Annotated in this window: 21 protein-coding genes; 10 read left to right on the top strand and 11 right to left on the bottom strand. The window is 56.0% G+C overall.

Annotated features, from left to right (window positions below):
• Positions 1–272: 272 nt before the first annotated feature.
• Complete coding sequence (locus tag WX88_RS18305; protein WP_046245845.1) at positions 273–1,199, top strand: bestrophin family protein; 927 nt, start codon at positions 273–275, stop codon at positions 1,197–1,199.
• Between the two features lie 164 nt (positions 1,200–1,363).
• Here WX88_RS18305 and WX88_RS18300 read toward each other — a convergent pair whose 3' ends face one another.
• Entirely contained in the window at positions 1,364–2,332 is a 969-nt protein-coding gene (locus WX88_RS18300; protein WP_231590741.1) for an AraC family transcriptional regulator, read from the bottom strand.
• Between the two features lie 140 nt (positions 2,333–2,472).
• Between WX88_RS18300 and WX88_RS18295 the strand changes: the two genes are divergently transcribed.
• The 5 genes from WX88_RS18295 to WX88_RS18275 all read left to right on the top strand — a co-directional run bounded on the left by WX88_RS18295 (position 2,473) and on the right by WX88_RS18275 (position 10,977).
• Complete coding sequence (locus WX88_RS18295; RefSeq protein ID WP_046245843.1) at positions 2,473–4,002, top strand: aldehyde dehydrogenase family protein; 1,530 nt, start codon at positions 2,473–2,475, stop codon at positions 4,000–4,002.
• A gap of 104 nt (positions 4,003–4,106) precedes the next feature.
• Positions 4,107–4,499 (top strand): hypothetical protein, encoded by a 393-nt coding sequence (locus WX88_RS18290; protein ID WP_156176250.1) that lies wholly within the window; start codon positions 4,107–4,109, stop codon positions 4,497–4,499.
• Between the two features lie 110 nt (positions 4,500–4,609).
• Entirely contained in the window at positions 4,610–5,014 is a 405-nt protein-coding gene (locus WX88_RS18285; protein ID WP_046245842.1) for a DUF779 domain-containing protein, read from the top strand.
• Between the two features lie 1,132 nt (positions 5,015–6,146).
• Positions 6,147–9,374 carry a SusC/RagA family TonB-linked outer membrane protein gene (locus WX88_RS18280; RefSeq protein ID WP_046245841.1) on the top strand — a complete coding sequence of 1,076 codons (3,228 nt, stop codon included), beginning with the start codon at positions 6,147–6,149 and terminating at the stop codon, positions 9,372–9,374.
• A 31-nt stretch (positions 9,375–9,405) separates the two neighbouring features.
• Positions 9,406–10,977 (top strand): SusD/RagB family nutrient-binding outer membrane lipoprotein, encoded by a 1,572-nt coding sequence (locus tag WX88_RS18275; protein ID WP_046245840.1) that lies wholly within the window; start codon positions 9,406–9,408, stop codon positions 10,975–10,977.
• Between the two features lie 206 nt (positions 10,978–11,183).
• Here WX88_RS18275 and WX88_RS18270 read toward each other — a convergent pair whose 3' ends face one another.
• The 6 genes from WX88_RS18270 to WX88_RS18245 all read right to left on the bottom strand — a co-directional run bounded on the left by WX88_RS18270 (position 11,184) and on the right by WX88_RS18245 (position 15,315).
• Positions 11,184–11,858 carry an SCO family protein gene (locus tag WX88_RS18270; protein ID WP_046245839.1) on the bottom strand — a complete coding sequence of 225 codons (675 nt, stop codon included), beginning with the start codon at positions 11,856–11,858 and terminating at the stop codon, positions 11,184–11,186.
• A 15-nt stretch (positions 11,859–11,873) separates the two neighbouring features.
• On the bottom strand, positions 11,874–12,191 hold the full coding sequence (locus WX88_RS18265; protein WP_156176248.1) for a hypothetical protein: 318 nt from the start codon (positions 12,189–12,191) through the stop codon (positions 11,874–11,876).
• Between the two features lie 424 nt (positions 12,192–12,615).
• Positions 12,616–12,990, bottom strand: a complete 375-nt coding sequence (locus WX88_RS27965) for a hypothetical protein (RefSeq protein WP_197076837.1) — start codon at positions 12,988–12,990, stop codon at positions 12,616–12,618.
• 102 nt (positions 12,991–13,092) lie between these two features.
• Entirely contained in the window at positions 13,093–13,563 is a 471-nt protein-coding gene (locus WX88_RS18255; protein WP_046245837.1) for a MaoC family dehydratase, read from the bottom strand.
• A 75-nt stretch (positions 13,564–13,638) separates the two neighbouring features.
• Positions 13,639–14,412, bottom strand: a complete 774-nt coding sequence (locus WX88_RS18250; protein ID WP_082116137.1) for a DUF4197 domain-containing protein — start codon at positions 14,410–14,412, stop codon at positions 13,639–13,641.
• A gap of 159 nt (positions 14,413–14,571) precedes the next feature.
• Positions 14,572–15,315 carry an SDR family NAD(P)-dependent oxidoreductase gene (locus WX88_RS18245; RefSeq protein WP_046245836.1) on the bottom strand — a complete coding sequence of 248 codons (744 nt, stop codon included), beginning with the start codon at positions 15,313–15,315 and terminating at the stop codon, positions 14,572–14,574.
• 426 nt (positions 15,316–15,741) lie between these two features.
• Between WX88_RS18245 and WX88_RS18240 the strand changes: the two genes are divergently transcribed.
• The 4 genes from WX88_RS18240 to WX88_RS18225 all read left to right on the top strand — a co-directional run bounded on the left by WX88_RS18240 (position 15,742) and on the right by WX88_RS18225 (position 17,522).
• Positions 15,742–16,065, top strand: a complete 324-nt coding sequence (locus tag WX88_RS18240; RefSeq protein ID WP_156176246.1) for a transposase-like zinc-binding domain-containing protein — start codon at positions 15,742–15,744, stop codon at positions 16,063–16,065.
• A complete protein-coding gene (locus WX88_RS18235; RefSeq protein ID WP_197076836.1) occupies positions 16,022–16,423 on the top strand; it encodes an IS1 family transposase in 402 nt (133 codons plus the stop codon). The genes WX88_RS18240 and WX88_RS18235 overlap by 44 nt, the downstream gene beginning before the upstream one ends.
• A 222-nt stretch (positions 16,424–16,645) precedes the next feature.
• Positions 16,646–16,912, top strand: coding sequence for an enolase C-terminal domain-like protein (locus WX88_RS18230; protein WP_262489851.1), 267 nt, complete (start codon positions 16,646–16,648; stop codon positions 16,910–16,912).
• On the top strand, positions 16,875–17,522 hold the full coding sequence (locus WX88_RS18225; protein ID WP_052732835.1) for a 2-dehydro-3-deoxygalactonokinase: 648 nt from the start codon (positions 16,875–16,877) through the stop codon (positions 17,520–17,522). Before WX88_RS18230 ends, WX88_RS18225 begins: the two co-directional genes overlap by 38 nt.
• Before the next feature lie 76 nt (positions 17,523–17,598).
• On the opposite strand, the gene WX88_RS18220 is transcribed toward WX88_RS18225, so the two are convergent.
• From WX88_RS18220 to pbpC, 4 genes are all read right to left on the bottom strand, one after another.
• Positions 17,599–20,862 carry an efflux RND transporter permease subunit gene (locus tag WX88_RS18220; protein ID WP_082116136.1) on the bottom strand — a complete coding sequence of 1,088 codons (3,264 nt, stop codon included), beginning with the start codon at positions 20,860–20,862 and terminating at the stop codon, positions 17,599–17,601.
• Between the two features lie 128 nt (positions 20,863–20,990).
• Positions 20,991–22,154, bottom strand: a complete 1,164-nt coding sequence (locus tag WX88_RS18215; RefSeq protein WP_046245832.1) for an efflux RND transporter periplasmic adaptor subunit — start codon at positions 22,152–22,154, stop codon at positions 20,991–20,993.
• A gap of 248 nt (positions 22,155–22,402) precedes the next feature.
• Positions 22,403–23,752: a TolC family protein gene (locus tag WX88_RS18210; RefSeq protein WP_046245831.1), complete on the bottom strand. Its 1,350-nt coding sequence runs from the start codon at positions 23,750–23,752 to the stop codon at positions 22,403–22,405.
• A 286-nt stretch (positions 23,753–24,038) separates the two neighbouring features.
• On the bottom strand, positions 24,039–26,474 hold the full coding sequence (gene pbpC / locus WX88_RS18205) for a penicillin-binding protein 1C (protein WP_046245830.1): 2,436 nt from the start codon (positions 26,472–26,474) through the stop codon (positions 24,039–24,041).
• Between the last annotated feature and the right edge of the window lie 10 nt (positions 26,475–26,484).

The following is a 26,484-nucleotide window of genomic DNA, read 5'->3' as shown; positions in this document are numbered from 1 at the left end:
ACAGAACGATGCTACAAGCCGCGTAAGACGCAGCCTGGTCTAACAGCTGAACCCCCGTGATGGTTACACCCACCGGATACCCCACGAACTTAAGAAGTAGTAAGTCTGTGATAGGTACCGTCTGGGCCGACGGGTTGAGCGTCAGGAGTTGGAGTAAAATAGAGCCCTTTCCACGCTATATGCATCATTTTAACATACAAATTGTGGCCGTCGCCTGCGTCAGCGCGTAACTTGGGCTGCCGTGCTACCAAATCTGGCGCTGGCTGCTTCACATGATTCTGTATAAATCAACTGATTGGTGGGAAGCCCTGCGCCATTTGGGCTCATCCCCCATTATCCGCAGGCTGCTAAAACGCGTGTTGTGGGTGGGGCTGTATGCCACCATTATCACGGCTGTTGCCGTCCATTTTACGAAGTTTAATATTGCCGTTGACAAGGAGTTTTTCTCCTTTATGGGAATTTTGCTCGGCCTGTTGCTGGCCTTCCGTACCAACACTGCCTACGACCGGTTTTACGAAGGTCGTCGCCTCTGGGGGCAACTCGTCAATAACTGCCGCAACCTGGCTGGGCTCCTTCATGCTCGCCTGCCCGTTCACGACCAACCTAACCGCACCTATCTGGCTGGGCTTCTCTCCAACTTCCCCATTGCCCTAGATGGCCACCTACGCAAAGGCGTGCGGTTCGAAAAGCTGGAGGAAGTCGAAGTTGGCTTTATCGAGCAGCTGCAAAATCTCGACCACGTGCCCTCGCGCCTGGCAACCCAGCTGCAGGAGTTTTATGAGCGGCTGCTGCACCAGGAGCTTATTTTACCTACCCACCTCATCACCATTCAGCGGCACCACGAAGCTCTACTTGATGTGGCCGGTGCCTGCGAGCGCATCAAGGCGACCCCCATCCCGTTCTCCTACAGCTACTTTATCAAGGGATTTATTACGGTATTTATTCTCATCATGCCGTTCAACCTGCTCGATACCTACCAATACCTAACGGTTCCCATTACCATGTTTGGGGCCTACGCTCTGCTCGGCGTTGAGATGATAGGCGACGAAATAGAAGACCCGTTTGGCAAGGACAGCAACGACCTGCCTCTGACACAGATTTCCAACCGCATTCGAGCCAATGTGCACGAAATCCTGGGTGTGGACCTACACGAGGATATCCGAGCGCTGGCCGACACGCCGTATACCGTAGTATTTTAGAACTTTACTCTTCAACCCCCTCTCCTGCGGGGAGGGGAATTGGCTCTGATCTGAGGAGTGCACGAACAAAAGCCCGCTACTCGGCGGGCTTTTGTTCGTGAGAAAAAGTACGGCTTGCGCTTGCGCTTGCGCTGAGCTGGTGCCCCTCTTCGCAAGAGAAGGGGTCAGGGGGTGAGATGGAGCCTCTTATACGTCCCTGGCGTGATGCCCTCATACCTCTTAAACAGCGCCTGGAAATACGATAAGTTATTGAAGCCCGCTCGCAAGCACACTTCCGCCACGCTTGCTAAGGGCTGACGCAACAAGCGCTTCGCCTCGCCCAGCCGCTCGCGGATAATGAACTCGACTGGTGTAATCCCAAACTCGCGCTTGAAAACGCGGAAGAATGTGGCCTTGCTCATGCAAGCCAGCGCGCTCAGCTTGTCAATGGAAAGGTTTTCCGCCAAGTGCTGCTTGATGTAATCGACCACGGCGGCGAAGCGGTGGGTGGTCAGGTAGCGGGCGTAATCGTGGAAAATGAGCTGGCGGGCCTGGGTCTGCATCAGGCGCACCAGTAATTCTTGCAGAGTGAAGCTGGCTAGCACGTCCTTATTGATATCGGAAGTGCGCGACACAGCCATTAGGCGGCCCAGCGTATCGGTCAGCTCCGGGGTGTTGGTGAGGTGGGCATAGTCCGGCGCCCTGATGGCCCAGGGTTGGTGTGCTTCGGCCTTGGGGTACCGCTCATTTAGCAAATCCACGGTGTGGCGGATGGTATCGGGCGCTATTGCTACGGCCAGGCACTGCGTGGGCTGGCAGAGGCAGGCCTCCGGAAAGTCGATTTCCATCAGCTCGTCCTTATCCACGACCACCGACTCGCCGGGAAGGTAGTCAAAGGCTGCGCGGCCGGGCAGATGCATCACTTTTTTGCCGCGCAGCATGGTGGTCAGGGCCAAGCCATCAAGGCGCAGGGGCACGCGGTGGGCGGCGTGGTGGGTTTCGAACACGTTCAATTCAAAGGCATCCAGGGCGTACACCGTTCGGTTTTCGACCAGGGAGTGCAGGCGCTCGACGGCGAGCGGAGCTACGGCAGCAGGCAAATGGACGCGCGAGGACATGGTGAGAACTGGCTGGGTGAGGAAGTACCCACTCATAACAGGGGCGGTGGGCAGGACTGTTTAGCAAGTTGCGACAATTCTCGCACTCTTTGCGATAATACCACACCCGGCCGGCCGGTTACAGAAGAGACCTTTACAGTCTCTCTATTTCACCTAATTCCCATCCTCAAAAAGCCATGGCTGAAATCTTAGAAGAAACCACTACCGTAGTGGCCCGCCCGCAGTTCAAAAACCATTACGACAATTTCATCGGCGGCAAATGGGTAGCGCCCGTGAAAGGCCAATACTTCGACAATCCGTCGCCCATCGATGGCAAGGCCTTCTGTAAAGTAGCCCGTAGCACCAGGGAAGACATTGACCTGGCGCTCGATGCTGCCCATGAAGCCTTCAAAACCTGGAGCAAAACCTCGGCCACGGAGCGCAGCAATATCCTCAACAAAATTGCCAACCGCATTGAGGAAAACCTCGCTCATCTCGCCGCCGTGGAATGCGTCGAGAACGGCAAGGCCATCCGCGAAACCACCTACGCCGACATGCCGCTGGTCATCGACCATTTTCGGTACTTTGCCAGCGTAATTCGGGCTGAGGAGGGCAGCGCCACCGAGCTGAATGCCACCACAGTATCACTAAATATCTCGGAGCCCCTGGGTGTCATCGGCCAGATTATCCCCTGGAACTTCCCCCTCCTGATGGCCACCTGGAAGCTGGCCCCCGCCATTGCAGCTGGCTGCACCGTGGTGATGAAGCCCGCCGAACAAACTCCCGCCAGCATCATGGTACTCATGGAACTGATACAGGACTTGGTGCCCGCCGGCGTAATCAACGTCGTGAACGGCTTTGGTTTGGAAGCTGGTAAGCCACTGGCCTCCTCCTCCCGCGTGCAGAAAGTGAGTTTCACCGGCGAAACCACCACCGGCCGGCTCATCATGCAATACGCCTCCGAAAACCTGATTCCGGTGACTATGGAGTTGGGTGGTAAGTCGCCGAATATCTTCTTCAAGTCGGTGATGGATGCCGATGACGACTTTCTCGACAAAGCCATCGAAGGTGCCGTGATGTTTGCCTTGAATCAAGGCGAAATCTGTACCTGTCCCTCGCGGATGCTCATTCAGCAAGATATTTACGACGAGTTTATTGCCCGCGTCATTGCGCGCGTAAAGGCCATCAAACTCGGCAATCCGCTCGATATGGAAACCATGATGGGTGCCCAGGCCTCAAACGACCAGTTCGAGAAAATCCTGAGCTACCTCGAAATCGGTAAGACCGAAGGGGCCGAAGTGCTGGTCGGCGGCGACGCTTATCATCAGGAAGACGGCGCACTGGCCGAGGGCTACTACATCCAGCCCACCATGTTCCGGGGCCACAATAAGATGCGCATCTTTCAGGAGGAAATTTTTGGCCCGGTAGTATCGGTCACCACTTTCAAAACCGTGGAGGAAGCCATCGAAATTGCCAACGACACGCTCTACGGTCTCGGTGCCGGCGTCTGGACCCGTGATGCCCACGAGTTGTACGAAGTGCCTCGCGCCATCCAGGCCGGCCGCGTCTGGGTGAACTGTTATCACGATTATCCCGCCGGTGCGCCCTTCGGCGGCTACAAAGCTTCTGGTTTTGGCCGCGAGAACCACAAGATGATGCTCTCGCACTACCGCCAGACCAAGAACATGCTCATTAGCTACAGCCAGCAGAAACTGGGCTTCTTCTAGGCTATCTGGACCGGTGCAGTACTTTGCGGACAAACGCAGAGTACTGCACTCGGGCGGCCGCGCTTCGGCGTTCCGCGTCATGAAGGCGTTGGTAAGTAAAACGCATGATACTTCCTGAAAATCGAGAAAAATTTGGACTTGCTGGCCGTTGCGACACCTCACTTCAGGTAGTCGGGTTGGTTCGAAACGAAAGCAAAAATCGAAAAAGCGCCGCGGCTTTTGGAATGGCGCTCTGTGCTGCAAACGTTGCCAAAGCAAACGAAGAGAGTTACTACTACAATAGCATTCGTCTGCTCGACGAGTTAGCCCGCGCCAAAGCTGAATTAGATATTGCCGGTTGGCACCTGCTGGAAGTGTCACAAACCACTGCCGCGATTCTGATGGCTGTCCAGGTTTATTTTGAGGAGGAGGTTATTCCTTGTACGGAATGGCCAACCCCTCCTGAACTTGCCGGTTTCGTCCTTAACTCGGAGTGTGAGCAGGGGCTAATTTCCTGATCAAGGTCTGATTGAAAAAATGGAATAAGTTGAATACAAAATTGTTTCATTGAGGCATTGGTAAAATGAGGTACTGTTATCGCATGTTGCCTCAAAACAAGTAGAGACTCATGGCCACACCCCGCGTTCTAGTTACCCAAGCTGCCGAAGCCACCATTGACCTTTTGCGCGATGAGCACGGCCCACTCATGTTTCACCAAAGCGGCGGATGCTGCGATGGCTCCTCGCCCATGTGCTTCGCCAAGGGCGAGTTCCGGGTAGGTGGCAGCGACGTCTGGCTGGGCCAAATTCATGGCTGCGACTTTTTCATAAGTAGAAGTCAATTTGAATACTGGAAACACACGCAGCTTACAGTGGATGTAGTGAAAGGCCGGGGCGCCAGCTTTTCGCTGGAAATTCCCCTCGGTGTACGTTTCCTAATTCGCTCACGTCTGTTTACAGAGGAAGAATCCCAGCATCTGGAGCCCGTGCAGGAAGGCGATGATTATCTGCTCCTACAGGCGGAGAAGGCCTAGAAAGGTTGTCACATTATCTGACCTGTGGTCAACTATCAGAAACGAAGATTTATCGGGAGACGAGGTATCTCGATACCTCCCTTCTCAAACTAACTAGATGAAAGACAATGTTTAACTGGCTGATAAATTTTGTAAGGGAATAGCCCTTACGCCGCCCTTTATAGGAGGCCCAGAGTAATAGAGTGGCTTGTACGACGGTTAAACAGTAATTATTTAATTTTTATTATTAATATGATTTTAATAATCAGATTGAATGCCATAATCGAGTTGAATAATAGAGGGGGAGCGACGACGTGAAAAATGGCTTGGCTCGTTGGGAATATCTTGCTAGAATAGCTGACAAGTTAATTTATCAATGAAAAATGTAACTAAAATACAAATAATTTAGTTGTATTTAGTTGAGTTCAACACTATGCTGTAGTTTGGATTAATGCTTTAATTTTAACAGGTAATCTTAAAAAAAACGCGACATTGTAATTATGAACTTATTGGCTATGTTGATCTTGTATGAGATATTGGAAAGAAATGTAAAGATTAGGAAAAGGTGACGTCACCGTAGGGAAATGCTTTTGAAGTCGGTATTCTATGCTTCATCTATTTTGGATTAGACACAGAGGTTTGAGCGTCAGTAGTTAAAAGAGGATTTTCCGTGGCTGGTGAATAAGAACATCCGTCTAACAGCAGGTGCCTAATGATTGAGCTCCTATTCAGCCGCCTCGCCCAGCAAGCCGTTCTGAATTTACCTATCAGCGTCTGTAGGTTGATACTCGATATCACGCCCTGACAGGCATATTCGCTGCCATTCAAGGGCAGGAGCAAGTTCATGCCATCGGTCCGGGTGTTTGCTGCATGCACTTGTGGCAATAGCGCAAACTAGGAAGGTGTGTCGAGATATCGAGCAACAGTAACGAGTGAAGATAGTCCGGGTTTTGCCGTGCGAGCAGGTGGAGTTTGATGACTGACAAACCGGGCTTAAAATCGCTGCTAGTCCCTGGTCAATTCTAAATTAATTCTTCACGTGCAAATAAAGAATCCGTTGTTGTTATACCGCTTAATGCAACCTAATTTTGTAGATTATTAGCCATTAACTTTTGTTTCTCACCTTATTGATGTACACTTTTCGCTTTACTGCATGAAAAAAATCCTACCTCACATTCTTTTTCTGCTTCTGTCTTTAGGGTTGCTGGCGCGAGTATCCGCTCAAGCTCAAAGCCGCAGCGTTACTGGTCGCGTTACAGACCGGCAAACGGGCTTAGCTATCCCTGGCGTGACGGTACTGCTCAAAGGTACCAGCAATGGCATTTCGACCAACTCGGAAGGGGAGTATGCACTTGATATTCCCGAGACAGAGGGCACACTGGTCTTCAGCTCCATCGGCTACGTAACCTTGGAGCGAGCCGTCGGTAGTGCTTCGCGGCTCGACATGAGCATGTCGCCTGACAGCAAGCAACTCAGTCAGGTCGTAGTAACGGCTCTCGGCATTGAGCGCCAGCGTAAGTCGCTGGGCTACTCGGTAGAAACGGTAGAAAACCGTGATTTTTCGCGGGCCAGTGAGCCGAACTTGATTCGGTCGTTACAGGGCCGTCTAGCCGGGGTGCAAATCATGGGTGCCACAGGAGCGGCTGGTGGTGCCACGCGGGTGGTTATCCGCGGGGCACAGTCGTTTACTGGTGACAACCAACCGATTTACGTGGTGGACGGCAACGTTATCAGCAACGCTGCCCTGAATACCTACTCTACTACCGGTGGCGACCTCAACAACGGCGTAGACATTACCAACCGGGCCGGCGACATCGATCCGAACATTGTGGAATCGTTAACCGTACTGAAAGGCCCGGCCGCGGCGGCACTATATGGCGCGCGCGCCGCATCAGGAGCCATCATCATCACTACCAAGAAGGGGCAGAGCCTGCAAGGCAAGCCACAAATCTCGGTGAGCAGCGCCGTGATGTTCGAGCGTGTGAACCGCCTTCCCGATTTTCAAAATACGTTTGGAGCTGGCTTCACGGCGACCCTGGGGCCGCGAGTTGGCCAGCAGCTGTACGCACCATTCTTCAATCAAAGCTGGGGTCCGCGCATCAATGGGCAAAATGTGGCCGACTGGCGCACTGCCCGGTTGCGGCTAGCCGAAGGCAACCCTGCCGACTCAGTGGCCTTGACTGCGCACCCCAACAATGTGCGCGACTTTTTTGAGACCGGAGTAACGTATAATAATGCCGTGTCAATGGCGGGGTCTAACAACGTATCGAACTACTACGTTTCGGTGGCTGACGCCCGCACCAAATCCTTCATCCCCAATACAGACTACACCCGGACAACCGTGAGCCTGAATGGTGGTACCCGCTTGTTTGATAAGGTAACGGTAAATGGTACGGTAAACTACATCAAATCGGGCGGTGACCGGGGTATTCAGGGGCAGTCGACAGCTGGGATTATTCAGAGTATCGTCAATATTCCTCGTAACAATCAGCTTACCGATGCTAAAGACTATAACGACCCACGCTACAACCTGACTGGATATCATTTGGGTAATTTCCGTAATAACCCCTACTTCCTGCTCGATAGAAACCGTCTCACCGATAATGTGGACCGGGTCCTGAGCACGGCTGAGGCTAGCTACACCCCTATTTCGTGGCTGACGCTGACTTTCCGCCAGGGGCTCGACTTCTACTCTGACCGTCGTCGTCAGCAAATCGTGCCGGGCACAATTAATAACGCCGCCGGCCGCTACATGGAAGATATCATCTACAGCCGCAACACCACTACCGATTTTCTGGTCAACGTTACCAAGCAACTGGGAACCGATTTCGCGGTTAAAGGCATTCTGGGTACCGATTACCAGGACCAGTCGCTTGAGCGCAACGTTGCCGACGGCACGGGCTTAGCAGTGCCCGACTTCTACGACATTAGCAATACGCTCAACGTATTGAATACGAAGGCGACAAACCGTACCCGCCTGTTCGGCACATTCGCTGACGTGCAGCTGGCCTACAAAAACTACCTGTTTCTGGGTATGACGGGCCGCAACGACTGGACCTCGACGCTGCCCGTTGGCCAGCGCTCTTTCTTTTACCCCAGCGCCAACGTGGGCTTCGTGTTCACGGATGCCTTCAACTTACAGAGCAGCGTTCTGAATTTCGGCAAGCTACGCGCCAACGCGGCGCAGGTGGGTAAGCCTGCTGTAGCCTATGCTCTGACTAACGTGTTTTCGCGGGCCGGTATTGACGATGGCTTTAAGGCGCAGTATCAGTTTCCGCTAGCTGGAGTGCCAGCGTTCAACGTAGGCAATATTTTGGGCAACAATGGCCTACGCTCGGAGAAAACCCGGGCTTATGAAGTAGGTACGGAGCTGCACTTTTTTGAGAACCGCATAGGTTTCGATGTTACTTACTATCAATCGGAGAGCAAAGACATCATTGTCAACGTGCCGCTGTCGAGCACGATAGGCTATACCTCTCAGACTGTCAACACCGGGGCAATGAAGAACCAGGGCGTGGAACTGGCCTTGAGCGCTATTCCCGTGCGCACCAAAAGCGGTTTTATCTGGGACCTGAGCTTAAACTACACCCGTAACCGCAATGAGGTAACGTCCGTGACGAGCACGACTTCCAACATCATTACTGGAGGTTTGGGCAGTGTGACACTTGATGCTCAAGTGGGCCAACCCTACGGCACCTTCTTCGGCACCAAGATGTTGCGTGACCCCGAAGGGCGCATAGTGGTGAATCCGGCTACGGGCTTTCCGAGAGTGGACCCCAAGCGTCAGGCGCTGGGCAGCATTCAGCCCGACTACTTGGCTGGTCTTTCCACCACCTTTTCTTTTAAAGGCTTGGCTCTGAACGTACTGTTTGACGCTAAACAGGGTGGTAAATTTTATTCGCAAACCATTGCTGCTGGCTACTTTGCGGGCACCCTGAAGGAAACTGCCGCCAACGACCGTCAACCCTTCGTCATACCGAACTCAGTGGTGCAGAACTCAGACGGTTCGTATGCGCCTAACACTCAAATTGCCAATGGTGGTACCAAAAAACCGAATGGTGAAGATTTGTGGGATAATGGGGCCCTGTACTGGCAGCAGGTAGAAACCATCGGCGAGAACCTACTGTTCGACGCCTCTTACGTGAAGCTGCGCGAAGCCAGCCTGAGCTACACCCTGCCTGCGAGCTTGGTGAGCCGGCTCCGCCTCACGGGTATCCAGTTCTCGCTCATTGGTCGTAACCTGGGACTATGGACGCCTAAGTCGCAGCCCCACCTAGACCCCGAGGTTAGTTCCTTTGGTACGGGCAATAATCAGGGGTTCGAGTATTTCTCCTTTCCCACCACCCGCTCATATGGTGCCAGCCTGCGGCTGACGCTATAATCGCGTTGTTCTTCTCATTCGATATTACTGTATGAAACTATATACTCTACGCTGGCTGACGGCCGCGGGCTTATTGCTGGGCTTGGGTGCCTGCAAAAAGGATTTTCTGGACATCAATACGGACCCCAACAATCCCCCAAGCGCCGACATTAGCCTAGTGCTGCCGTCGGGTCAGGCTAATGTGAGCTTTGTTGTGGGCGGGCAGTACAACATCCTGGGCGGAATTCTAGCCCAGCACATGGGAGCTGGTACCGCACAGTTCCTCAACTACGACCAATACAACATCACTTCGAATACTCTCGATTCGCGGCAGTTTCAGGCTTTATATGCTGGTGCGCTCCAAGACTACGAATATGTAATTCAGGAAGGTACCAAGAACGGTGAGTTCCGAATGGTTGGCATTGCCAAAATTCTCAAGGCGCACACTTACCAGATTCTGACGGACCTGTACGGCGATTTGCCCTTCTCGGAAGCCCTGCAACCGGAACTGACCACTACGCCCATTTACGACCGACAGCAGGCTATTTACGCTGGCCTGCACGCGCTGCTGATTGATGGGGTGAAGGATATTCGCCGACAGCAAGGACGCTTTCCTGGTGCCGCCGACCTGAACTACAAAGCCAGCTCGACTATCGATATGGATAGGTGGATACGTCTGGCTAATACCTTGCAGCTTAAGTTATACATTCGTACCAGTCAGGTCGATGAGGCCGGCTCGAAAAAGGGTGTAGAGGAATTAATCACAAGTATGGCGGCGACAGGGTCAACTTTTATGCGTGCGGGAGAGGATCTTCAATTTGCCAACGGCGTCGTGGCTAATTCGGAAAATCCTTTCTACCAAGCCAATTTTCAACTGCCTGCCTCGTTAGTAGCCAGTCAGACGTTTGTTCAATTTTTCATCGATATTCCTTTCGACCCCCGCTTTAGGGCTTATTTCGTAGATAATGATCTGCAAAACACCGGCCAGTTTGGGCACATATTTAGAATATATGGCAAGGCGCCGGGGGCCAACATCAACGACGTCTGGTCTTACCCAGGAACGTATTTTATTGGCCAGCACTTCAACCTGAACGGTCGCCCGGGAAGCAGTTTTCCTGGTGTCATTGCCACCGACGAGCCCGCTAAGGCCCGACCCACATTGCTGCTCACGTATGAAGAAAGCCTGTTTTTACGTGCGGAGGCTGCCGTCCGCGGTTGGTCAACAGAAAATGCTCAGATGCGATACAATGAGGGCGTATTGGCGTCGATGGGCCGCTATGGCGTCATCCCATCCTTCTCCTCCTTCTACTTGTCACGCCCGGAAATCTCCTTAAACGGCATTTCCACGGAAGGGAGAATTGCCCGTATTGCCCGCCAAAAGTGGATGGCGCTGTATGGCACGAACGGGATTGAAGCTTGGATTGAGGCGCGTCGCACGGATGGCTACCGGACCAATGGTCGGCCCGGAATTCCGCTGGAACTGCCACAGGTCAATGCTCAGGGCAGAAGTTTCGTCAAACGCCTACCGTATCCAGATTCAGAACTACAGCGGAACCCAAATGTGGCTGCGACCGGCTTAGTCCCTGGCGACGTTACTACCCCCGTGTGGTGGGATGTTCCCTAAGCTAGCTCTAGCTTGAAGAAAGGCTTGGTGTCAGCTGACACAGTTTTTCATAAAAAGAAGCCCTGGCTCTTGAGCCAGGGCTTCTTTTTATGAAAACATTGGCATAATAGAAAATGGTGCCGCGTTGATGAGTGAAACTAGTCAGCCGAATGTAGCGAGCTTGGCTTTAAGGGCAGCGTCATAATTCATTCAGCTTCGAGCTCATTTCAAGGCTGCGCTGGTGTTTTAATATCTACTTCACGCAATAGCCGCGGAATATCCCCGATAAGTCGTTGCACTTCCGCCTGGTCCAGCCCATTATATAGGCCCCGGATATGCCCTTGTGGGTCCACGAGGGCAAACGTGCCGCTGTGGGCAAAGCCACCGGGTGCGTTGACATCCTGCTGAGCGCCGGTCATATAGCTGCGGGCCAGAGTAAAAACGGTATCGCGGCTAGTGCGGGCAAAGTGCCAGCGCGTAGCATTTGGCACGCCCAGGCGTTGCGCGTAATCGCGCAGTACCGGCAACGAGTCGTGGGCGGGGTCGATGGTGTGCGAGAGGAAACTCACCCGCGGTTCCTTGGCAAACCGCGTGAACACGGTGAGCAGATGGTGCTGCATTGGCGGGCAGATGCTGGGGCAGGTGGCGAAGAAGAAGTTAGCCACGTAGACCTTGCCCGCAAAGGTGGCGTTTGTAACGAGCTGACCGTCTTGGTTGAATAGCCGGAACGGCGGCACCACGGCCGGTACCGTGTCGGGCGCGGCCTGACCAGGGCGGTCTACCACTTGTGGAAAACCCAGAAAAGGTAAGCGGGGCGGACTCGCGGCCGCAGGTTTGTTGGGTGAGGAACAGGCAGCTAGGGCCAGCCAGCTGCCCAGGAGAATTACTATCGAAGCTTTCATTCTGATGAACAGGAATTAGCGGATGGTGCGGCTTGAGTCTAAGGCAGCGCTGGTCTTGGTATAAATCTGTCGGAGATACCGCTGTTGCATGGCCCAGAAGTCGGCGTACTGGTGAGCCGACAGGCCCACGGTATCTACTTTCTGAAAGTCGTGCATCCAGGTCATCATGGCATCGTCGGCGTAGTGTAGGCTGTTGGCGAAGCGCCGCAGCCGGGCGGCTTGCCGCTGGCCTGTCGCCGTCGTGGTGTCGAGGCGGGCAGTGTACTGGTGCAGGCGCTGGTCTTCGCTCATCAGGCTATCCATGCGGCCCATTAAGGTATCGTGCAGGCGCATGGTTTCTGCTTTTTCTGCATCAGGGGCGGCTGTTGGGGCTGTTGAGGTCACTCCGGCTTGCTGGGTTACTTGGGCCGATTCGCTAGCTGTTGGTTCCTGGCAGCTAACTAAAAAAAGTAGGAGAGGCAAAAGTCGAAAAATCTTAGACATGGTGAAAAGAGGCCGAGCACACGCTGGCCATTAGCGGCTTGCGCCGGTTTAGGAATGTTGACCAATAAATCTGGGAATGAGTACGCTGGCTAGCAGTCAAGTCTGGCCGGACCGTAGGTATCAGCTCGCCCTCGTAGTTGAACTAGCATGGGAGTGGGTTGACGATGATACCGCTGGGGTACCTATGCTAATCATCGCGTTGAGAAGCGAGAGCATGCCTACCTCTGCGCCCAGCTATGCTGCTGGGACATGCAAAACGCACCCGAAAAGAAACTTACGCCACTTGCGGCGGATGAAAGATGCTCCTAAGTCCCAGCAGGGGAATGCCCGGTACTGCTCCCTTTCGGTAGCGAATGGCTATTGGATAGCCAATGACCGGGAGCGGCACCAAGGAGTGATAAGCAGCGGGCAGCATCTCCAGCTTATCCCTCAGCGAGTCAGGAGCTTTTTGCTCACGCTCCTGCTGCTTGTTTAGCTGCTTGGCAACGTAGCAGCTGCCGCCGCACTGCATTTGCGGCTGGTCCTTGTTCACACAATAGCGGGCCGTAATCTCCTCCTGATGCAGCGCGAAATTCACCAGCAGCAACTCACGGCTGAACGTTTGCAGCAGCACTAGTGCAATAAGCAGGCAGGAGAATAACGACTTCACGAGGGCAACCAGTGGGTCAGGTCGCAAAGTTACCACCCATTGGCGGCGTATGATTCGCGGCAGCAACGGCGACAACTCTCGTGTAGATGAAAAGTATGCTATCTACTGCTCCGTGAAATGGTAGAGAAACGTAACTACGCCGGTGTAGGCTGGCTTTTTTATGTCCTCAATCTCCAGCGTCACGCCGACGCGGGCTTTGGCGATGCCGCGTAGGTTGGCCACGGAGAGCAGGTTGGCGCGGAGGCGTACCTGGCTGTTGACGGTCACGGCTTGGTTGAAGCGTAGGCTCTCAATTTCGTAGTTAACCTGCATTTTCAGGTTTTCGATGACCACGATTTGCTGCCACAGGTAGGGGAGAAGCGCCACGGTGAGGTAGCCATGAGCGATGGTGGATTGGAACGGCGACTCCGCCTGCGCCCGCTCAGCATCTACGTGAATCCACTGGTGGTCGAGGGTGGCAGCGGCAAACTGATTGATTTGCCCCTGAGTGATGGTATGGAGCGTGGACGCACCTAGTTCCAGACCTACGCAGGCCTCTAGCTCGGCGAGGCTGCGAATGGTTAATTTACTCATGCGTGGTTGTTGGCAAGCGACTAAGGGGCCGCAAACATACGCCGCTAAGTCGCAAACTTTCCCCCCACGATGCTATTAGCTATTGCCTCGCCCAAATACCCGGCGCAGCAACTCGGTGGTACGAGCCACGGGGTTTTCGCGAATATTGGCTTCTTCCTGAGCAATGAGCGTGAATAAGCCATCGACGGCTTTGCTGGTGGCGTACTGGTTCAGGTCGGTTTGCACGGGAGTTACCAGCGGAATCTGGTTGTATTGGGTAGCAAGCTGCGAATAATAGCGCGTGGCGCCCACTTTATCCAGGCTTTGCTGCATGATGGGCGCGAAGGCCGTAGTAAGCTGTGTGCTGGTAGTACGCTTGAGGTATTGCGTGGCCGCATCTTTTTGGCCCGTCAGGATGTTCCAAACATCCGAAAAGGTGAGGCTTTTGATAGCGGCTATGAAAATAGGCTTGGCACTCTTCGCGGCGTCTTCGGCCCCTCGGTTCAGCGAGAGTTCAAACTTCTCGACCTGACTGCCCAGGCCAATGGTGCGCAGGGTGGTGGCCACGCGCTGGGCATCGGGCGGGAAAGGGATGCGAATGAGGCGGTTGAGGTAGAATCCATCGGTCTGGGCAGCCTGGTCAGCACCCTTGCCGATGCCTTGCAGCAACGCCTCCTTGAGGCCACTAGCCGCTTCAGTACTTGTGAGGCCACTACTGCTTTTGGTGCGGCCACTGTTGGTATTCCCAGTTGGCAATTGCATGCCGCCGGGCAATTTGATGCCCTTAATGCTAGGCAGACGAAAGATTTGTGCGGATGCGCCGGAGCTAACTAACAGGAGCAGTAGAGTGGCAAAAGCGTACTTTTTCATGCGTGAAAGAGCCGGGCAGAGTGAGAATGGGCCGGCAATTTGCCCATTGCAAGGCCCGTGCCGGAGGGTTGCTCGATGCGTCTGTTCCCGCAAGTTCTGACCGTATCCTAAAAGTGAGGGAGCGGTTGAGGATTGACTCAGCCGCCCTCAGCGTCATTGTTATAAGCGGCTTAGCCGACCGCCGTCTATGCGTACTTCAGCGCCTTGCACGAAGGCTGCATCATCGGAAGCCAGGTAGGCGATGATGGCGGCCACGTCTTCGGGGCGGCCGATGTCGGCTTTGTCGAGGACTTCGGCGCCACTTCTTATGTTGGGATTTTCCCAGAGCATGGGCGTGTCGATGGCCCCGGGCAGGATGACGTTGGTCCGGATGCCCTTGGCTCTGCCTTCCAATGCTGAGGAGCGGGTGAGGGAGAGCATGGCGGCTTTCGCTGCGGCGTAGGGTGCCACCAAGGGGCTGGTTTCGACGGCATGAATGCTGGCTACATTCACGATGGCACCACCGGGCTTCATATTCAGAAAGGCCTGTTTTGTGAAGTAAAAGGCACCCAGCAAATCCACGTTCAGGACGCGCAGCCAGTCATCACCAGTCAACTGTTCCAGGGGCTTAAACTGCATCAGACCCGCATTATTCACCACTACATCGAGGCGGCCGAAGAACTCCAGCGTGCCGGCCACGGTGTTTTGCACCTGGTTTTCGATGGATACATTGCAGAGACTGGGCCACACATCGGGGGCACCAGCGGCGTGTACCTCCGGCACGGCGGCGTTGAGGCTGGCCAGGTTATAGTCGACCAACACGATACGGGCGCCTTCGGATGCGAGGCGCTTGGCCGCGGCCAGCCCAATGCCACTGGCTCCGCCGGTGATGATGGCTACTTTGTCTTTAAAGCGGTTATTCATGAACGGAAAGGCTTTTTTTGAATGGGCAAACTACAATGAAAACGTCATGCCGGGCAGAACAGAACATTATTTTTGAAATAAGGTGACCCACGTTGCGGCGGCCAGTTAGGAGCAGCACAGCAATACCAGCCCTGTAGCGATGACAGCTAATTTCAGCCGTTTCTGTCACGGCTATGTGAATCGGTCCGCGCCTTGGCAAGTGCCCCTTCGACTCTGCTGTCCTATTCCTATCAGGTACGACCGCTACTCCCCAACGTGAATTCACTATGCAAGTCTTCAGGGAGCATCAACCGCCTGCGCGCGGAGACACAGTTGACCAGCATTATTGGTAAGAATATTGGGCATGTTTAAGTCGGTTCGCCGTGTCGGACGAGCGCAAACAAATCTGGCGGTGGTCTAAGTGGGTGTGATTACCGTAAGAAGGGAATGATAGTCACAACTCAGTTATACGGACGGTGCGCCAGTGAGCAGGTGCGCAAGAACGGCAGCAGCAACGGGCGGGCCAAGTACCAGTGCACCGCGTGCGGGTACCAGGGCTACTTGCGCCCGGCGGGCCCGGAACGGGCCGCACGCTACGCCCAGGTGGAAAAGCTCCTGGTCGAGCGCAACTCGCAGCGCAGCATCGTGCGGGCCACTGGCGTTTCGCGCATGACGGTGGCCAAGCTGGCAAAAAAAAGCGCAAGCGGCCAGCCCCCCGCTGCCGCGCTTGCGGCCGAAAAAGGCCCAACGTCGCACCTGGGAGGCGCTTGAACTCGATGAGATGTGGACGTTCGTGGGCCGTCGGCGGCGCAAGGTCTGGCTCTGGCTGGCGGTTGAGCGCGCCAGCCGGCGCGTCGTGGCCTGGGTCACGGGCCGGCGCGACGCGGCCACGGCCCGGCGCTTGTGGCAAGCTTTGCCCAAGCGCTACCGTCGCCATTGCTGGTACTTCACCGACCTGTGGGAGGCTTACGTCGGCGTCCTGCCCCGCTGGCAGCACCGGCGCTGCCCCAAAGGAAACGGCGGCACCAGCATCGTCGAAGCCGTGAACTGCTCCTTCAGCAAGTCCCTGCTCATGCATACGGCGCGAATTAAAATTGTCATCGACAATTACAACTTCACCCTCATTTAGACCACTGCCACAAATCTATAATCCACTGCCGTTAGAAATACTGCCGCTTAAACTGCATTCACGGTTCTACGTTGCCAAGAACCCGCAACGATGCGCGTCAACTCCTGAAGCAACAATGAATGTTCTGTCGCATATTCTTGAACATAAGGTGGTCGCCATCGTGCGTGGGGCCGACCCCAAGAGCCTGCTGCGCATTGCCCAGGCGCTGCATGCTGGCGGCATCTGGATGATGGAAATCACGCTGAATTCGCCGGGTGCGGCCGGGCGCATAAAACCATGGCGAAGGTGCTGGCCAAAGAGCTGGAGCCCTACCGGCCCATGTTTATCGAAGAGCCAGTGCGGCCTCAAAACAATGAGGCCCTGCGCGAAATTGCTCGGTATACCAACATCCCCATTGCTACTGGTGAACGCATGTTTTCGCGCTGGAATTTCAACAACTGCTCATTGATATTTGGCCACCAAAGCCATTGCTTCGACTACCGATTTTAAACACTCCACACTGCTCATTTCCGGCGTGAAAAGTGAAGAGGACGTGATGCGCGGTGAAGAAACCCAACTCGTCGGCTGTCTCTTTCCAAATACAGCGGAAGAGCAGCTTTTCCTGCATCCCGGCACGCACGCCAAGCACGTGCTGGTGAAAAACGGCCAAGCCATTTCGCTGAAAACCTACATGACCGGGGAGCTTTTTTCGCTGCTATCAACCAAAGGAATTCTAGCCGCCTCGGTGGAAGCAGGTGGCAAGCTGGAAGAAGGTAGCAACCAGCAGTGGTTTGCGCGAGGGGTGCGTGACAGCCGGAAGGCCAGTCTGTTGCACAATGCTTTCCGAGTGCGCACCAACGACTTATTCAAAAAGGCCAGCAAGCAGGAAAACTATTTCTACCTGAGCGGCTTGCTGATTGGCAGCGAATGCTCCGACTTGGTAGACAGCAGCCCGGCCAGCATTATGCTAGCTGGCGAGCCGGTGTTGGTGGACTATTACAGCACTGCATTGCGCGTATTGGAAGTCACAGACAATTGCCCGGTGCAGACGAAAACTGCCGAGGAAGTAACTCTCAATGGACAAATGGCTGTTTTGCAGCACAGTCATCTCGAGCGCTAGCAATTTTCCGCTATTGCCCGCTACGGTACATCGGCCCCAAAACCGCGTCAAGCTCTTCATCGCCAACGGCAGGCAACTACCGCTTCGCATCTGGCCCGCCGGGTGGGGTGCTGGGCCCTTCCGGTGGCGTGGTGGGGTCGTCGGGGTCAGCGGCGTGGCTATGGCCGGATTGGTCGTGGTCCTCGGGCCGGTAGTTGGCTTGCAACTCGGCTAGTTTCTTTTTGCCATAGGCCAGTTTGGTGATGCCGACGAACAGCACCGGCACGGCGAAAATGGCCAGGAACGTAGCCGCCAGCATGCCACCCGTTACCGTCCAGCCTATTGTTTGGCGCGACACGGCACCAGCACCGGAGGAGAAAGCCAGCGGCAACACCCCGAGTATGAAGGCCAGTGAGGTCATGATGATGGGGCGCAGGCGCAACGTGACGGCGGCCAGCGTGGCCTCGACCACGTCCATGCCCCAGTCAACTCGCTCTTTGGCGAACTCTACAATCAGGATGGCGTTTTTGGCAGCCAGGCCAATGAGGGTGATGAGGCCAATCTGGGCGTAGACGTTGTTGGTGAGCTTGGGCAGAAAGGTGAGGGCCACGATGGCGCCAAAGGCCCCCAGGGGCACCGCCAGCAGCACCGAGAATGGCACCGACCAACTCTCGTACAAAGCGGCCAGCAGCAGGAATACGAACACGATGCTGAGGCCAAAGATGATGATGGTGCTATTGCCAGAGTTGATTTCCTCACGGCTCAGGCCCGAGAAGTCAAAGCCATAGTCGGCGGGCAGGGTTTGGGCGGCCACTTCCTGCAGGGCCGCAATGGCTTGACCAGAGCTGTAGCCGGGCTTGGCGTCGCCGTTAATTTCGGCGGCCCGGAACAGGTTGTAGTGCGAAATCAGCGGGGCGTTTTCCGTCACCTTGGTCGTAATGAGTGACCCCAGGGGAATGTTCTGGCCCTGCTGGTTTTGCACGTAGTAGGTATTCAGGTCGCTGATGTCTTTGCGGTAGAAAGTATCGGCCTGGGCCACCACGCGGAAGTTGCGACCGTAGCGGGTGAAGTCGTTGATGTACGCCGAACCCATGTAGGTCGACATGGTGGTGAAGATATTGGTGAGCGGCACGCCCAGCTTCTTGGCCTTGTCGCGGTCGACGGTGACCTGGTAGCCGGGCGTTTTGGCGGTGAAGAAGGTGAAGGCGCGGCCAATTTCGGGGCGTTGGTTGGCAGCGGCTACGAACTTGTTGACGGTAGCTTCAAAGGTTTTGATGTCGCTGGCCTGCTCGCGCTGCTCCAGTTGGAAGCTGAATCCGCCGGTGTTGCCCAGGCCGGGAATGGCCGGCGGCGGCACCACCACGATGTTGGCCCCCTTGATGACCGTAAACTCCTTCTGCAGGCGGGCAATGATACCTTGTAGCTGGTCCTCTTCCTTCTTGCGCTCTTCCCAGGGCTTCATCTGAAGGAAGAAGGTGCCACTGTTGGACTTGAAAGAAAAGTTGAGCGCGTTGAGGCCGCCCACGCCAGTGTAGTTCTTGATGGCCGGTACTTTCTGGCCGATGATTTTCGCCATCTGGTCCATGACGGCCTGCGTGCGCGAGCTGGAGGCACCCTGCGGTAGCTCCACGGCAATAAACAGGCGGCCTTCGTCCTCAGTTGGGATAAAGCCCGAGGGCTTGCCCCGAAATAGCAGGAAGGTGCCCACATAGACGCACACCAGCAAAATCAGCACGAACGGCGTGGCCTTGAGCGACCTTTTTACCCCGTTGGAATACCGCTCGGTGGTGCGCTCAAACCACTTATTGAACTTGTAAAACAGCTTGTTCAGGCCCTTCGCTTCCTCTTTCTGCTCGGAGGGCCGTAGCATCAGCGCGCACAGGGCAGGCGTGAGCGACAAGGCAATGAAGGCCGACAACACCACCGAAATGGCAATGGTGATGGCAAACTGTTGATAAAGCTTGCCCACGATGCCCGGAATGAAGCCCACGGGCACGAACACCGCCGCTAGAATCAGGGCAATGGCAATAACCGGCGCTGTAATATCCTTCATGGCCTTGGCCGTCGCCTCCGGGGCCGGCAGCTGCTCGGCGTCGATGTAATGCTGCACGGCTTCGACCACCACAATAGCGTCGTCGACCACGATGCCGATGGCCAGCACGAAACCAAACAGCGTGAGCGTGTTAATCGTGAATCCCAGCGGAATAAATAGGATGAACGTACCGATAATGGCCACCGGAATAGCCAATATCGGGATGAGCGTGGCCCGCCAGCTTTGCAGGAAGATGAATACCACCACCGTCACTAGGGCGAGGGCTTCAAGCAGGGTTTCAATAACTTCCTTGATGGAAACCTGCACCACCGTCACGGACTCGAAAACGGCCTTGTACACCACATCCGGCGGGAATTTCTTCTGCAGTGCATCCATGGTTTTGTAGATGCCGGTGGCGGTTTGCAGAGCGTTGCCGCCGGGCGTCTGGTTGATGAGCAGTAGGGTGGTGGGCGTGCCGTTGGTGGTGTTGTAGCGCGAGTAGTCGAACTGGCCGAGCTGCACGCGGGCCACATCCTTGAGATACACGATGGAGCCGTCTTCGGGCTTGGTGCGGACCACGATGTTCTCAAATTCCTCCACCTTACTCAGCCGCCCGTTCACGAACACGTTGAACTGGAAAGCCTGCGACGAGTACTGCGGCGCCGTGCCCACCGCGCCGGCCGCCACCTGCACATTCTGCTCGCGCAGAGCATTGGTCACGTCGTTCACATTAAGGCCAAGCTGCGCCATGCGGTCGGGCTTGAGCCAGATGCGCATCGAAAAGTCCTGGCCCAGGGCCGTCACGTCGCCCACGCCGGGCACGCGCAGCAGGGCGTCGCGCACAAACACGTTGGTATAGTTATCGAGGAAGGCGATGCTGTGACTGCGCTTGGGCGAGTAAATGGCCAGCACCATGAGAGTGGTGGGGTTGCGCTTACGCACGGTCAGGCCCAGGCGCTGCACTTCTTGGGGCAGGCTGGGCTGAGCCACGCTCACGCGGTTCTGCACGTCGAGGGTAGCAATGTCGATGTTGGTGCCGATGTCGAAGGTGACGTTGGTTGACACGCGGCCGTCGCTCGTAGCGTTCGATTGCAGGTAGGCCATGCCGGGCGTGCCATTCACTTGCGTTTCGATGGGCGTCATCACGGTTTGCTCCACCGTCTGGGCATCGGCCCCCGTGAAGCTGCCTGATATCTGCACCACCGGCGGCGAAATATTGGGATACTGGCTCACCGGCAGGTTGAGGACCGCAATGGTCCCCACCAGCACAATCACAATCGAAATGACGATGGCCGTAACCGGTCGCCGAATAAAAACATCTGAAATCATAGCATGTAGGGCGCAGCCTTCGCTGCGTCAATCGTTAGAAGTAGGACGCAGCCTTTGCTGCGTCTGTCGTGGAACGAGAAGAATTACTGACGACCACCACGCGCAGCAAAGGCTGCGCGCCACCCGGCCTACTTCGCCGCCGTGGGCGGGCCCGCTGGGGCAGCCGGCGCGTTTGAGTCGCCCACTTTCACCACAGCACCGGGGCGCAGGTTCTGCACGCCTTCACTCACAACGGTTTCGTTGACTTTCAGACCCTCACGCACTACCACTTTATCCTGCACGCGGGTGCCCAGGGTCACTTTGCGCTGATCTACTTTACTGCTGTCGCCCACCACGTACACGAAGAATTCACCCATCTGCTCAGTCACCGCCTTGTAGGGAATGGTGAGCTGGCGGCCAGTGTCCTCGTTGCGCACGCGCAGGGTGGTGTTCATGCCGGCCAGCAGCAGGCGTTTCGGGTTGGGGAACTGCACGCGCACCTTCACGGTGCCGGTTTGCGGGTCCACAGCCCGGTCGATGGTTGTGATTTTGCCCGGCGCTGTGTATTCCTGCTGGCCAGGCAAAACCAACGTATACGCCGAGTCGGCGGCCGTGGTGGGGCGTTGCTGCAAATTTCGGAAACGCGGGAGTTGCTGCTCACTCACAGCCACATCTACGGCGATGGGGTCGTCGGAAGAAATGGTGTTCAGCAGCGTGCTGCCCTGAGTGGCGAGCGAGCCCAGCCGCACCGGTGAAATACCGATGGTGCCCGAAAATGGCGCCACCACGATAGACCGCTTCAGGTCCTGCGCCACGTTGGTAACGGCGGCTTGGGCAGCCGTCACCTGGGAAGCTGCGTTAGCCACGTCGGTTTGGGCGTAGTCCACGCGCTGCCGGGCAATGGCATCCTGCTCGGCCAGACGGTTATAGCGCTCGGCGTCCTTGGCGGCTTTGGCGTAGTTGGAGCGCGCCACGGTCAGCTGGGCCTGGGCCTGCCGGTAATCAGCCAGATAGCGAGTCTGGTCCAGTTCGTAGAGGCGCTGGCCTTTCGTCACATGCTGCCCGTCCTTAATAAAAATTCGGGTGACGTAGCCGCCTACTTCGGCGCGCAGCTCCACTTCGTTCAGCGGCACCACCGTGCCGGGGTAGCTGTCGAAGCTAACCACTGGTTCCTGGTCAACTTTGTACACCGCCACCGAGATGGGTGGCGGGGGCGCATTTTTCTTAGCCTCGTCTTCCTCTTTATTGCCGCAGGAAGTGATGGCCAAGGCGCCAAGGAACACAGAAAAAAGCCGGAGGGAATGGGTGTTCATAGTCGGGGTGAAGTGGATAAAGAACGTCCTGCATGAGAGCGCATTCTGCTGAGAAGAACGTCCGGTTGAGCGAAGTCGGGGAGCCTCATTCCCAGCATCTTTCTCAAAAAGAGGAGTATGCTCCTAACAAAATTGTTAGGCTCCCCTCTCTTTTGGAGAGGGGCCGGGGGTGAGGTTCCCGCGGGCAGAATGTTGCGCTTGGCCTAATGTGCTTTCCCATGAGACGTTACGTACGGCAAGTCAATCTATTAAAAAGTGATGTCGCCCAAAGCCCGCTGCACGTCCAGCTTGCTGGCCAATACTTTATACAGCGAGTTGTAGTAGTTGAACTGGGAGTTGCGCAAGTCATTCTCGGCAGTGATGACTTCCAGGTAAGCCCGCAGGCCTTCATCGTATTGCAGCTTGATGACCTTGTAGACCTCGCGGGCGTCGGCCACGTTGTCGCGCTGGGTATTCAGGTCGTTCAGCGAGCTTTTGTAGTTGGCGATAGCGCTCTGGTACTCTGTGTTCACTTGGTTACGGGTGCCTACCATGTCAAGGGCGAGCCGGTCTTGCTGCAACTCGGCAATGCGCAGATTTTGCAGGCGGCGGGTGCCCGTGAAAATCGGTACGGCCAGCTGCAGGCCTATCTGCGAATTGGGAAAAGCCGTGTTGTAAAGCTGGCTAAACTCGTTGTTCTGGAACACCCGGTTGTAGTTGCCATAGGCCGAGAGCGAAGGTAGGAACCCGTAGCGGTAGTAGTCGATGTTGAGCCGCTGCAGTTTCTGCTGGGTCTGGAGCTGCTGGATTTCCACGCGCCGCTCGTAGGCCAGCTGCTCGGTGGTGTCGAGCAGCACTTCCTGCACCAGTTGCAAGGTGTCGTAGGTCAGGGCTAGTGAGTTCTGCGCATCCAGGCCCATAAGCTGCTTGAGCAAAGCGTCCTTGGCCTTCAGCGACTCCACGGTGGTCTTGCGGTCGGCGTAAGCGTTTCGTACGCTGATTTGCGACCTTTTGTAGTCTGTTTTGTCCACAATGCCGACATCGTACTGCGATTTGGCGTCGCGCAACTGCTTTTCCTGCCGTCGGATAGCCTCATCGAGCACTTTAATTTGCTCGCGTGTGAGCAGGATGTCGTAGAATGCCTTGCTCACATTGGTCACCACATCAATCTTGAAGCTGGTGGTGTTCAGTCCGGTTTGCTGGCGGATGAAGCGCACCGAGCGGGCCGCCCGCAGCACGTCGTTGTTGTAGAGGAGCTGCGTGCCCTGTAAGCCCAGCGTGGAAGTATTGCGCAGGCCTATTCGCAAAATCTGCGGTCCCGCCGATGGGTCCGTGAAATTCGGGAGCACGGAAACCGGCAGCTGGATGTTGTGTGCCAGCGTGGCCGTTCCCTGCACCTGGGGCAGCCAACCGCTGAGGCCAATACGAAGGTTGCGCTCGCCGATTTCCTGGTCAATCAGCGCCTGTCGCACGGCAGGCTGATTTTTCAGTGCGAAGTCTATGCACTCCTGCCGTGAAAGCGGCTTGGTTGGCGGCGTGGTGGGCTGTGAAAAAGCAAGAAATGGCGCAAATAAGACCAGTTGAAGCAAGGGCTTCAAGGCCTTTCGTAGTTGTTTCATAGCGAGTAAGCGGGAACAGCTAGCCGATACGCACAGGAGGTCAAAATGATGCTGCCACCCACCAATTATGGTGGCATCACAGCTGTCGCACCATTTAAAAGCAACGTTTGCGTAGTTGGCCGTAGTAAGGGTAACGGGGCTTTGCGGACACGTAGTCAGGCGGAACCGCAGTCGACTCGTTCTGTCTCCGTGTCTTCCGTTCTTGATTCCTGGTGCGCGACCCCAAGCTTGGTCAACCGCGAACTTCTTTAAAAGTTGGTTATTGCGAAGGTGTTAGGTGACACTTCTATAGCTCAGCTACTTGCAGCTCAATATCCACGTTGTGGCCGTGGTCGTCGGCGCAGGATATTTTTATGGTACCGCTGGGCGGCCGGAAAAACACCCGCTCCGTCGCCGACGCAGCTCGCAGAAACCGGTCGTTCACGTACCAGAATACTTGGCGCACCTCACTGCCGGCCGCGCAGCTAAGCAGTAGTTGCTGCTTTTCGCCGCGATTCAGCACGTATTCGGCATGGTCGAGCGGCGAGGTGATGGCCAGGGCCGCGCCCGCGCCATCCTCGGTGCCGCGTACCAGCCGGCAGGCGGGGTTGTGCAGCGGCAGACGGGTAGCCAGCAGCCCCTGTGCCTCGCGGAAAGCCAGCACTTCGGGCAAGGGGTTGGCAAACAACTGCCGCTTGAAGCCAGCTGCCGGTACGCAGGCCCGGCAGTAGGAAATCGCGCCATCGGCCGATACCAGCGCTTCTCTCTGGTGCTCGCAGCGCCGGGCCAGGGAAACTCCCGGCAGGTAGTAGTCAATCAACTGGTTGGGGCAATGTTCGCCGGGCACGAAGCCCGTTTCGGCGCACACTAGCCGAAAATCCAGGCTAGCCGGCGGCGTAGTCCACTTGTTAGGGGAATTGTAAGCCAGTACGTTAAATAAATCAAACAGCAGGGGCGAGGCTACATCGGCCCCGGTCAGAGCCGGGCTGCCCTGCCCACTGAAATTGCCCACCCACACGCCAATGGTGTAATCCTTATTGTAGCCAATGCTCCAGGCGTCGCGGCGGCCATAGCTGGTCCCGGTTTTCCAGGCAATTTTGGGAAGGTGACGGCTGTTTTCGTAGCCCATCGGCAAGTCAGGCCGGGTCCGCTGGGCAAGGATGTCGCTGATAAGGAAGGCTGCGGCGGGGGAGAAGAGGGCAGTACCCGCCGGCACTCCACCCCCTGACCCCTGCTGGGCATGGTGCCTCTTCAAAAGAGAAGGGGAACCGGTCTTGCTTTTGCTTAAATTACTTGGCTCTTCCTTCTTTTTTGGTGAGAGGTGCCAGGGGGCGGTGCCGGCAGGAGGTAAGATCAGCGCCAAGCCCCTATACTGCCCGCCATTTGCCAGCGCTACGTACAGTCCGGTCAGCTCCTCCAGCGTGGCGCCACAGCCGCCCAAAATCGTGCTCAGGCCCAGGCGGGGAGCGGCGCGCGCCACGCTCTGGAAGCCCGCCATTCGCAACTTATCGGTGAAGTTGCTCACGCCTACATCGGCCAGCACGCGCACGGCGGGGATGTTGAGAGAGTAGGTCAGGGCGCGTTCTACGGTCACTTCGCCAGCGCAGCTTTTGTCGAAATTCTCGGGCCGGAAACCGTTGAAGTTAGTGGGTACGTCAGGCAGCTTCAGCTTCGGGGTGATGATACCGCGGTCTACCGCTAGGGCGTACAGAAACGGCTTTAGCGTACTGCCTGGCGAGCGAATGGCCCGCACACCATCGACCTGCCCCGCGCTGGCCGCATCCTGAAAATTGGCGGAGCCCACGTAGGCCTCCACAGCATGGGTGTGGTTGTTCACCACCAGCACGGCCGCTTGCGAAATGCCCAGTTCATGCAGGCGGCGCACGTAGTTGCGGGTCAAATCCTCGGCCTTGGCCTGGGGGCCGCGCCGCAGCGTGGAATGAATAATAGCCTGGCCAGGAAACCGCGTTACGAGCCGTCGGGCCAGGTGTGGGGCCAGTGTGGGCGCCCCGTGGCGCTGCGCGTCCAACGGTTCGGCTACGGCATCCTCAATGTTCTGGTCGGGGAACAAGTGCTGCTGCTGAAACTGTCGCAGCCAGCGGTTTCGCTCCGCCAGAATCTTCGCGTTATTCTTCCCCAAAACCATTACCCGTGGTTGGTTAGGAATAATGGCCAGCGTCACGGTTTGGGCCAGGGACAAATAATCGGGCGGCTGCTGAAAGTACAGCAGGGCCGCCGATTTCACCCCTTCAATATTGCTGCCGTACGGTACCAGGTTTAAATACAGTTGCAATATTTCCGCCTTACTGTAACGAGCCTCTAACTGCATGGCGCGCAGCATTTCCAGTAGCTTGTTGCTAATGGTGCGCTCCTTGGGCTCCAGCAGCCGGGCTACCTGCATGGTGATGGTGCTGGCCCCCGTGGTGCGGCCTTTTCTGAAAATATTCCGCCCTGTCGCCTGCATTATCGCCAGCGGATTAACCCCAAAGTGATAGTGAAAATACCGGTCTTCCTTGTTGATAATGGCCTCTTGCAGCGCTGGCGTTATTTCCGCCAACTCGGTCTTCATTCGCCACTTCTGCGTGGGGTTCAGGTAGGCGTGCAGCACCGTGCCATCGGCTGCTAATACGATGGGCGAATACTGCGGTGCGGGGGGCAGGGGAAAGCACCAATCCAGCCCAACCAGCATCAGCATGCCCGTGGCCAGGGCTCCCGCAAGGCGCAGGTAGGTTCGCAGATTCATGGGTGCGCAG

Origin of the sequence: Hymenobacter terrenus (assembly GCF_000972495.1) — a bacterium.
Lineage (GTDB): Bacteria > Bacteroidota > Bacteroidia > Cytophagales > Hymenobacteraceae > Hymenobacter > Hymenobacter terrenus.
This window is presented reverse-complemented; position numbering and strand designations above follow the sequence as displayed.

What these genes read in the sequence shown, in the direction of transcription:
- WX88_RS18305 (WP_046245845.1), top strand. Translation starts at nt 273, where the DNA reads ATGATTCTGTATAAATCAACTGATTGGTGGGAAGCCCTGCGCCATTTG.
- WX88_RS18300 (WP_231590741.1), bottom strand. Translation starts at nt 2,332, where the DNA reads ATGAGTGGGTACTTCCTCACCCAGCCAGTTCTCACCATGTCCTCGCGC.
- WX88_RS18295 (WP_046245843.1), top strand. Translation starts at nt 2,473, where the DNA reads ATGGCTGAAATCTTAGAAGAAACCACTACCGTAGTGGCCCGCCCGCAG.
- WX88_RS18290 (WP_156176250.1), top strand. Translation starts at nt 4,107, where the DNA reads ATGATACTTCCTGAAAATCGAGAAAAATTTGGACTTGCTGGCCGTTGC.
- WX88_RS18285 (WP_046245842.1), top strand. Translation starts at nt 4,610, where the DNA reads ATGGCCACACCCCGCGTTCTAGTTACCCAAGCTGCCGAAGCCACCATT.
- WX88_RS18280 (WP_046245841.1), top strand. Translation starts at nt 6,147, where the DNA reads ATGAAAAAAATCCTACCTCACATTCTTTTTCTGCTTCTGTCTTTAGGG.
- WX88_RS18275 (WP_046245840.1), top strand. Translation starts at nt 9,406, where the DNA reads ATGAAACTATATACTCTACGCTGGCTGACGGCCGCGGGCTTATTGCTG.
- WX88_RS18270 (WP_046245839.1), bottom strand. Translation starts at nt 11,858, where the DNA reads ATGAAAGCTTCGATAGTAATTCTCCTGGGCAGCTGGCTGGCCCTAGCT.
- WX88_RS18265 (WP_156176248.1), bottom strand. Translation starts at nt 12,191, where the DNA reads ATGCGCCTGCACGATACCTTAATGGGCCGCATGGATAGCCTGATGAGC.
- WX88_RS18255 (WP_046245837.1), bottom strand. Translation starts at nt 13,563, where the DNA reads ATGAGTAAATTAACCATTCGCAGCCTCGCCGAGCTAGAGGCCTGCGTA.
- WX88_RS18250 (WP_082116137.1), bottom strand. Translation starts at nt 14,412, where the DNA reads ATGAAAAAGTACGCTTTTGCCACTCTACTGCTCCTGTTAGTTAGCTCC.
- WX88_RS18245 (WP_046245836.1), bottom strand. Translation starts at nt 15,315, where the DNA reads ATGAATAACCGCTTTAAAGACAAAGTAGCCATCATCACCGGCGGAGCC.
- WX88_RS18240 (WP_156176246.1), top strand. Translation starts at nt 15,742, where the DNA reads ATGATAGTCACAACTCAGTTATACGGACGGTGCGCCAGTGAGCAGGTG.
- WX88_RS18220 (WP_082116136.1), bottom strand. Translation starts at nt 20,862, where the DNA reads ATGATTTCAGATGTTTTTATTCGGCGACCGGTTACGGCCATCGTCATT.
- WX88_RS18215 (WP_046245832.1), bottom strand. Translation starts at nt 22,154, where the DNA reads ATGAACACCCATTCCCTCCGGCTTTTTTCTGTGTTCCTTGGCGCCTTG.
- WX88_RS18210 (WP_046245831.1), bottom strand. Translation starts at nt 23,752, where the DNA reads ATGAAACAACTACGAAAGGCCTTGAAGCCCTTGCTTCAACTGGTCTTA.
- pbpC (WP_046245830.1), bottom strand. Translation starts at nt 26,474, where the DNA reads ATGAATCTGCGAACCTACCTGCGCCTTGCGGGAGCCCTGGCCACGGGC.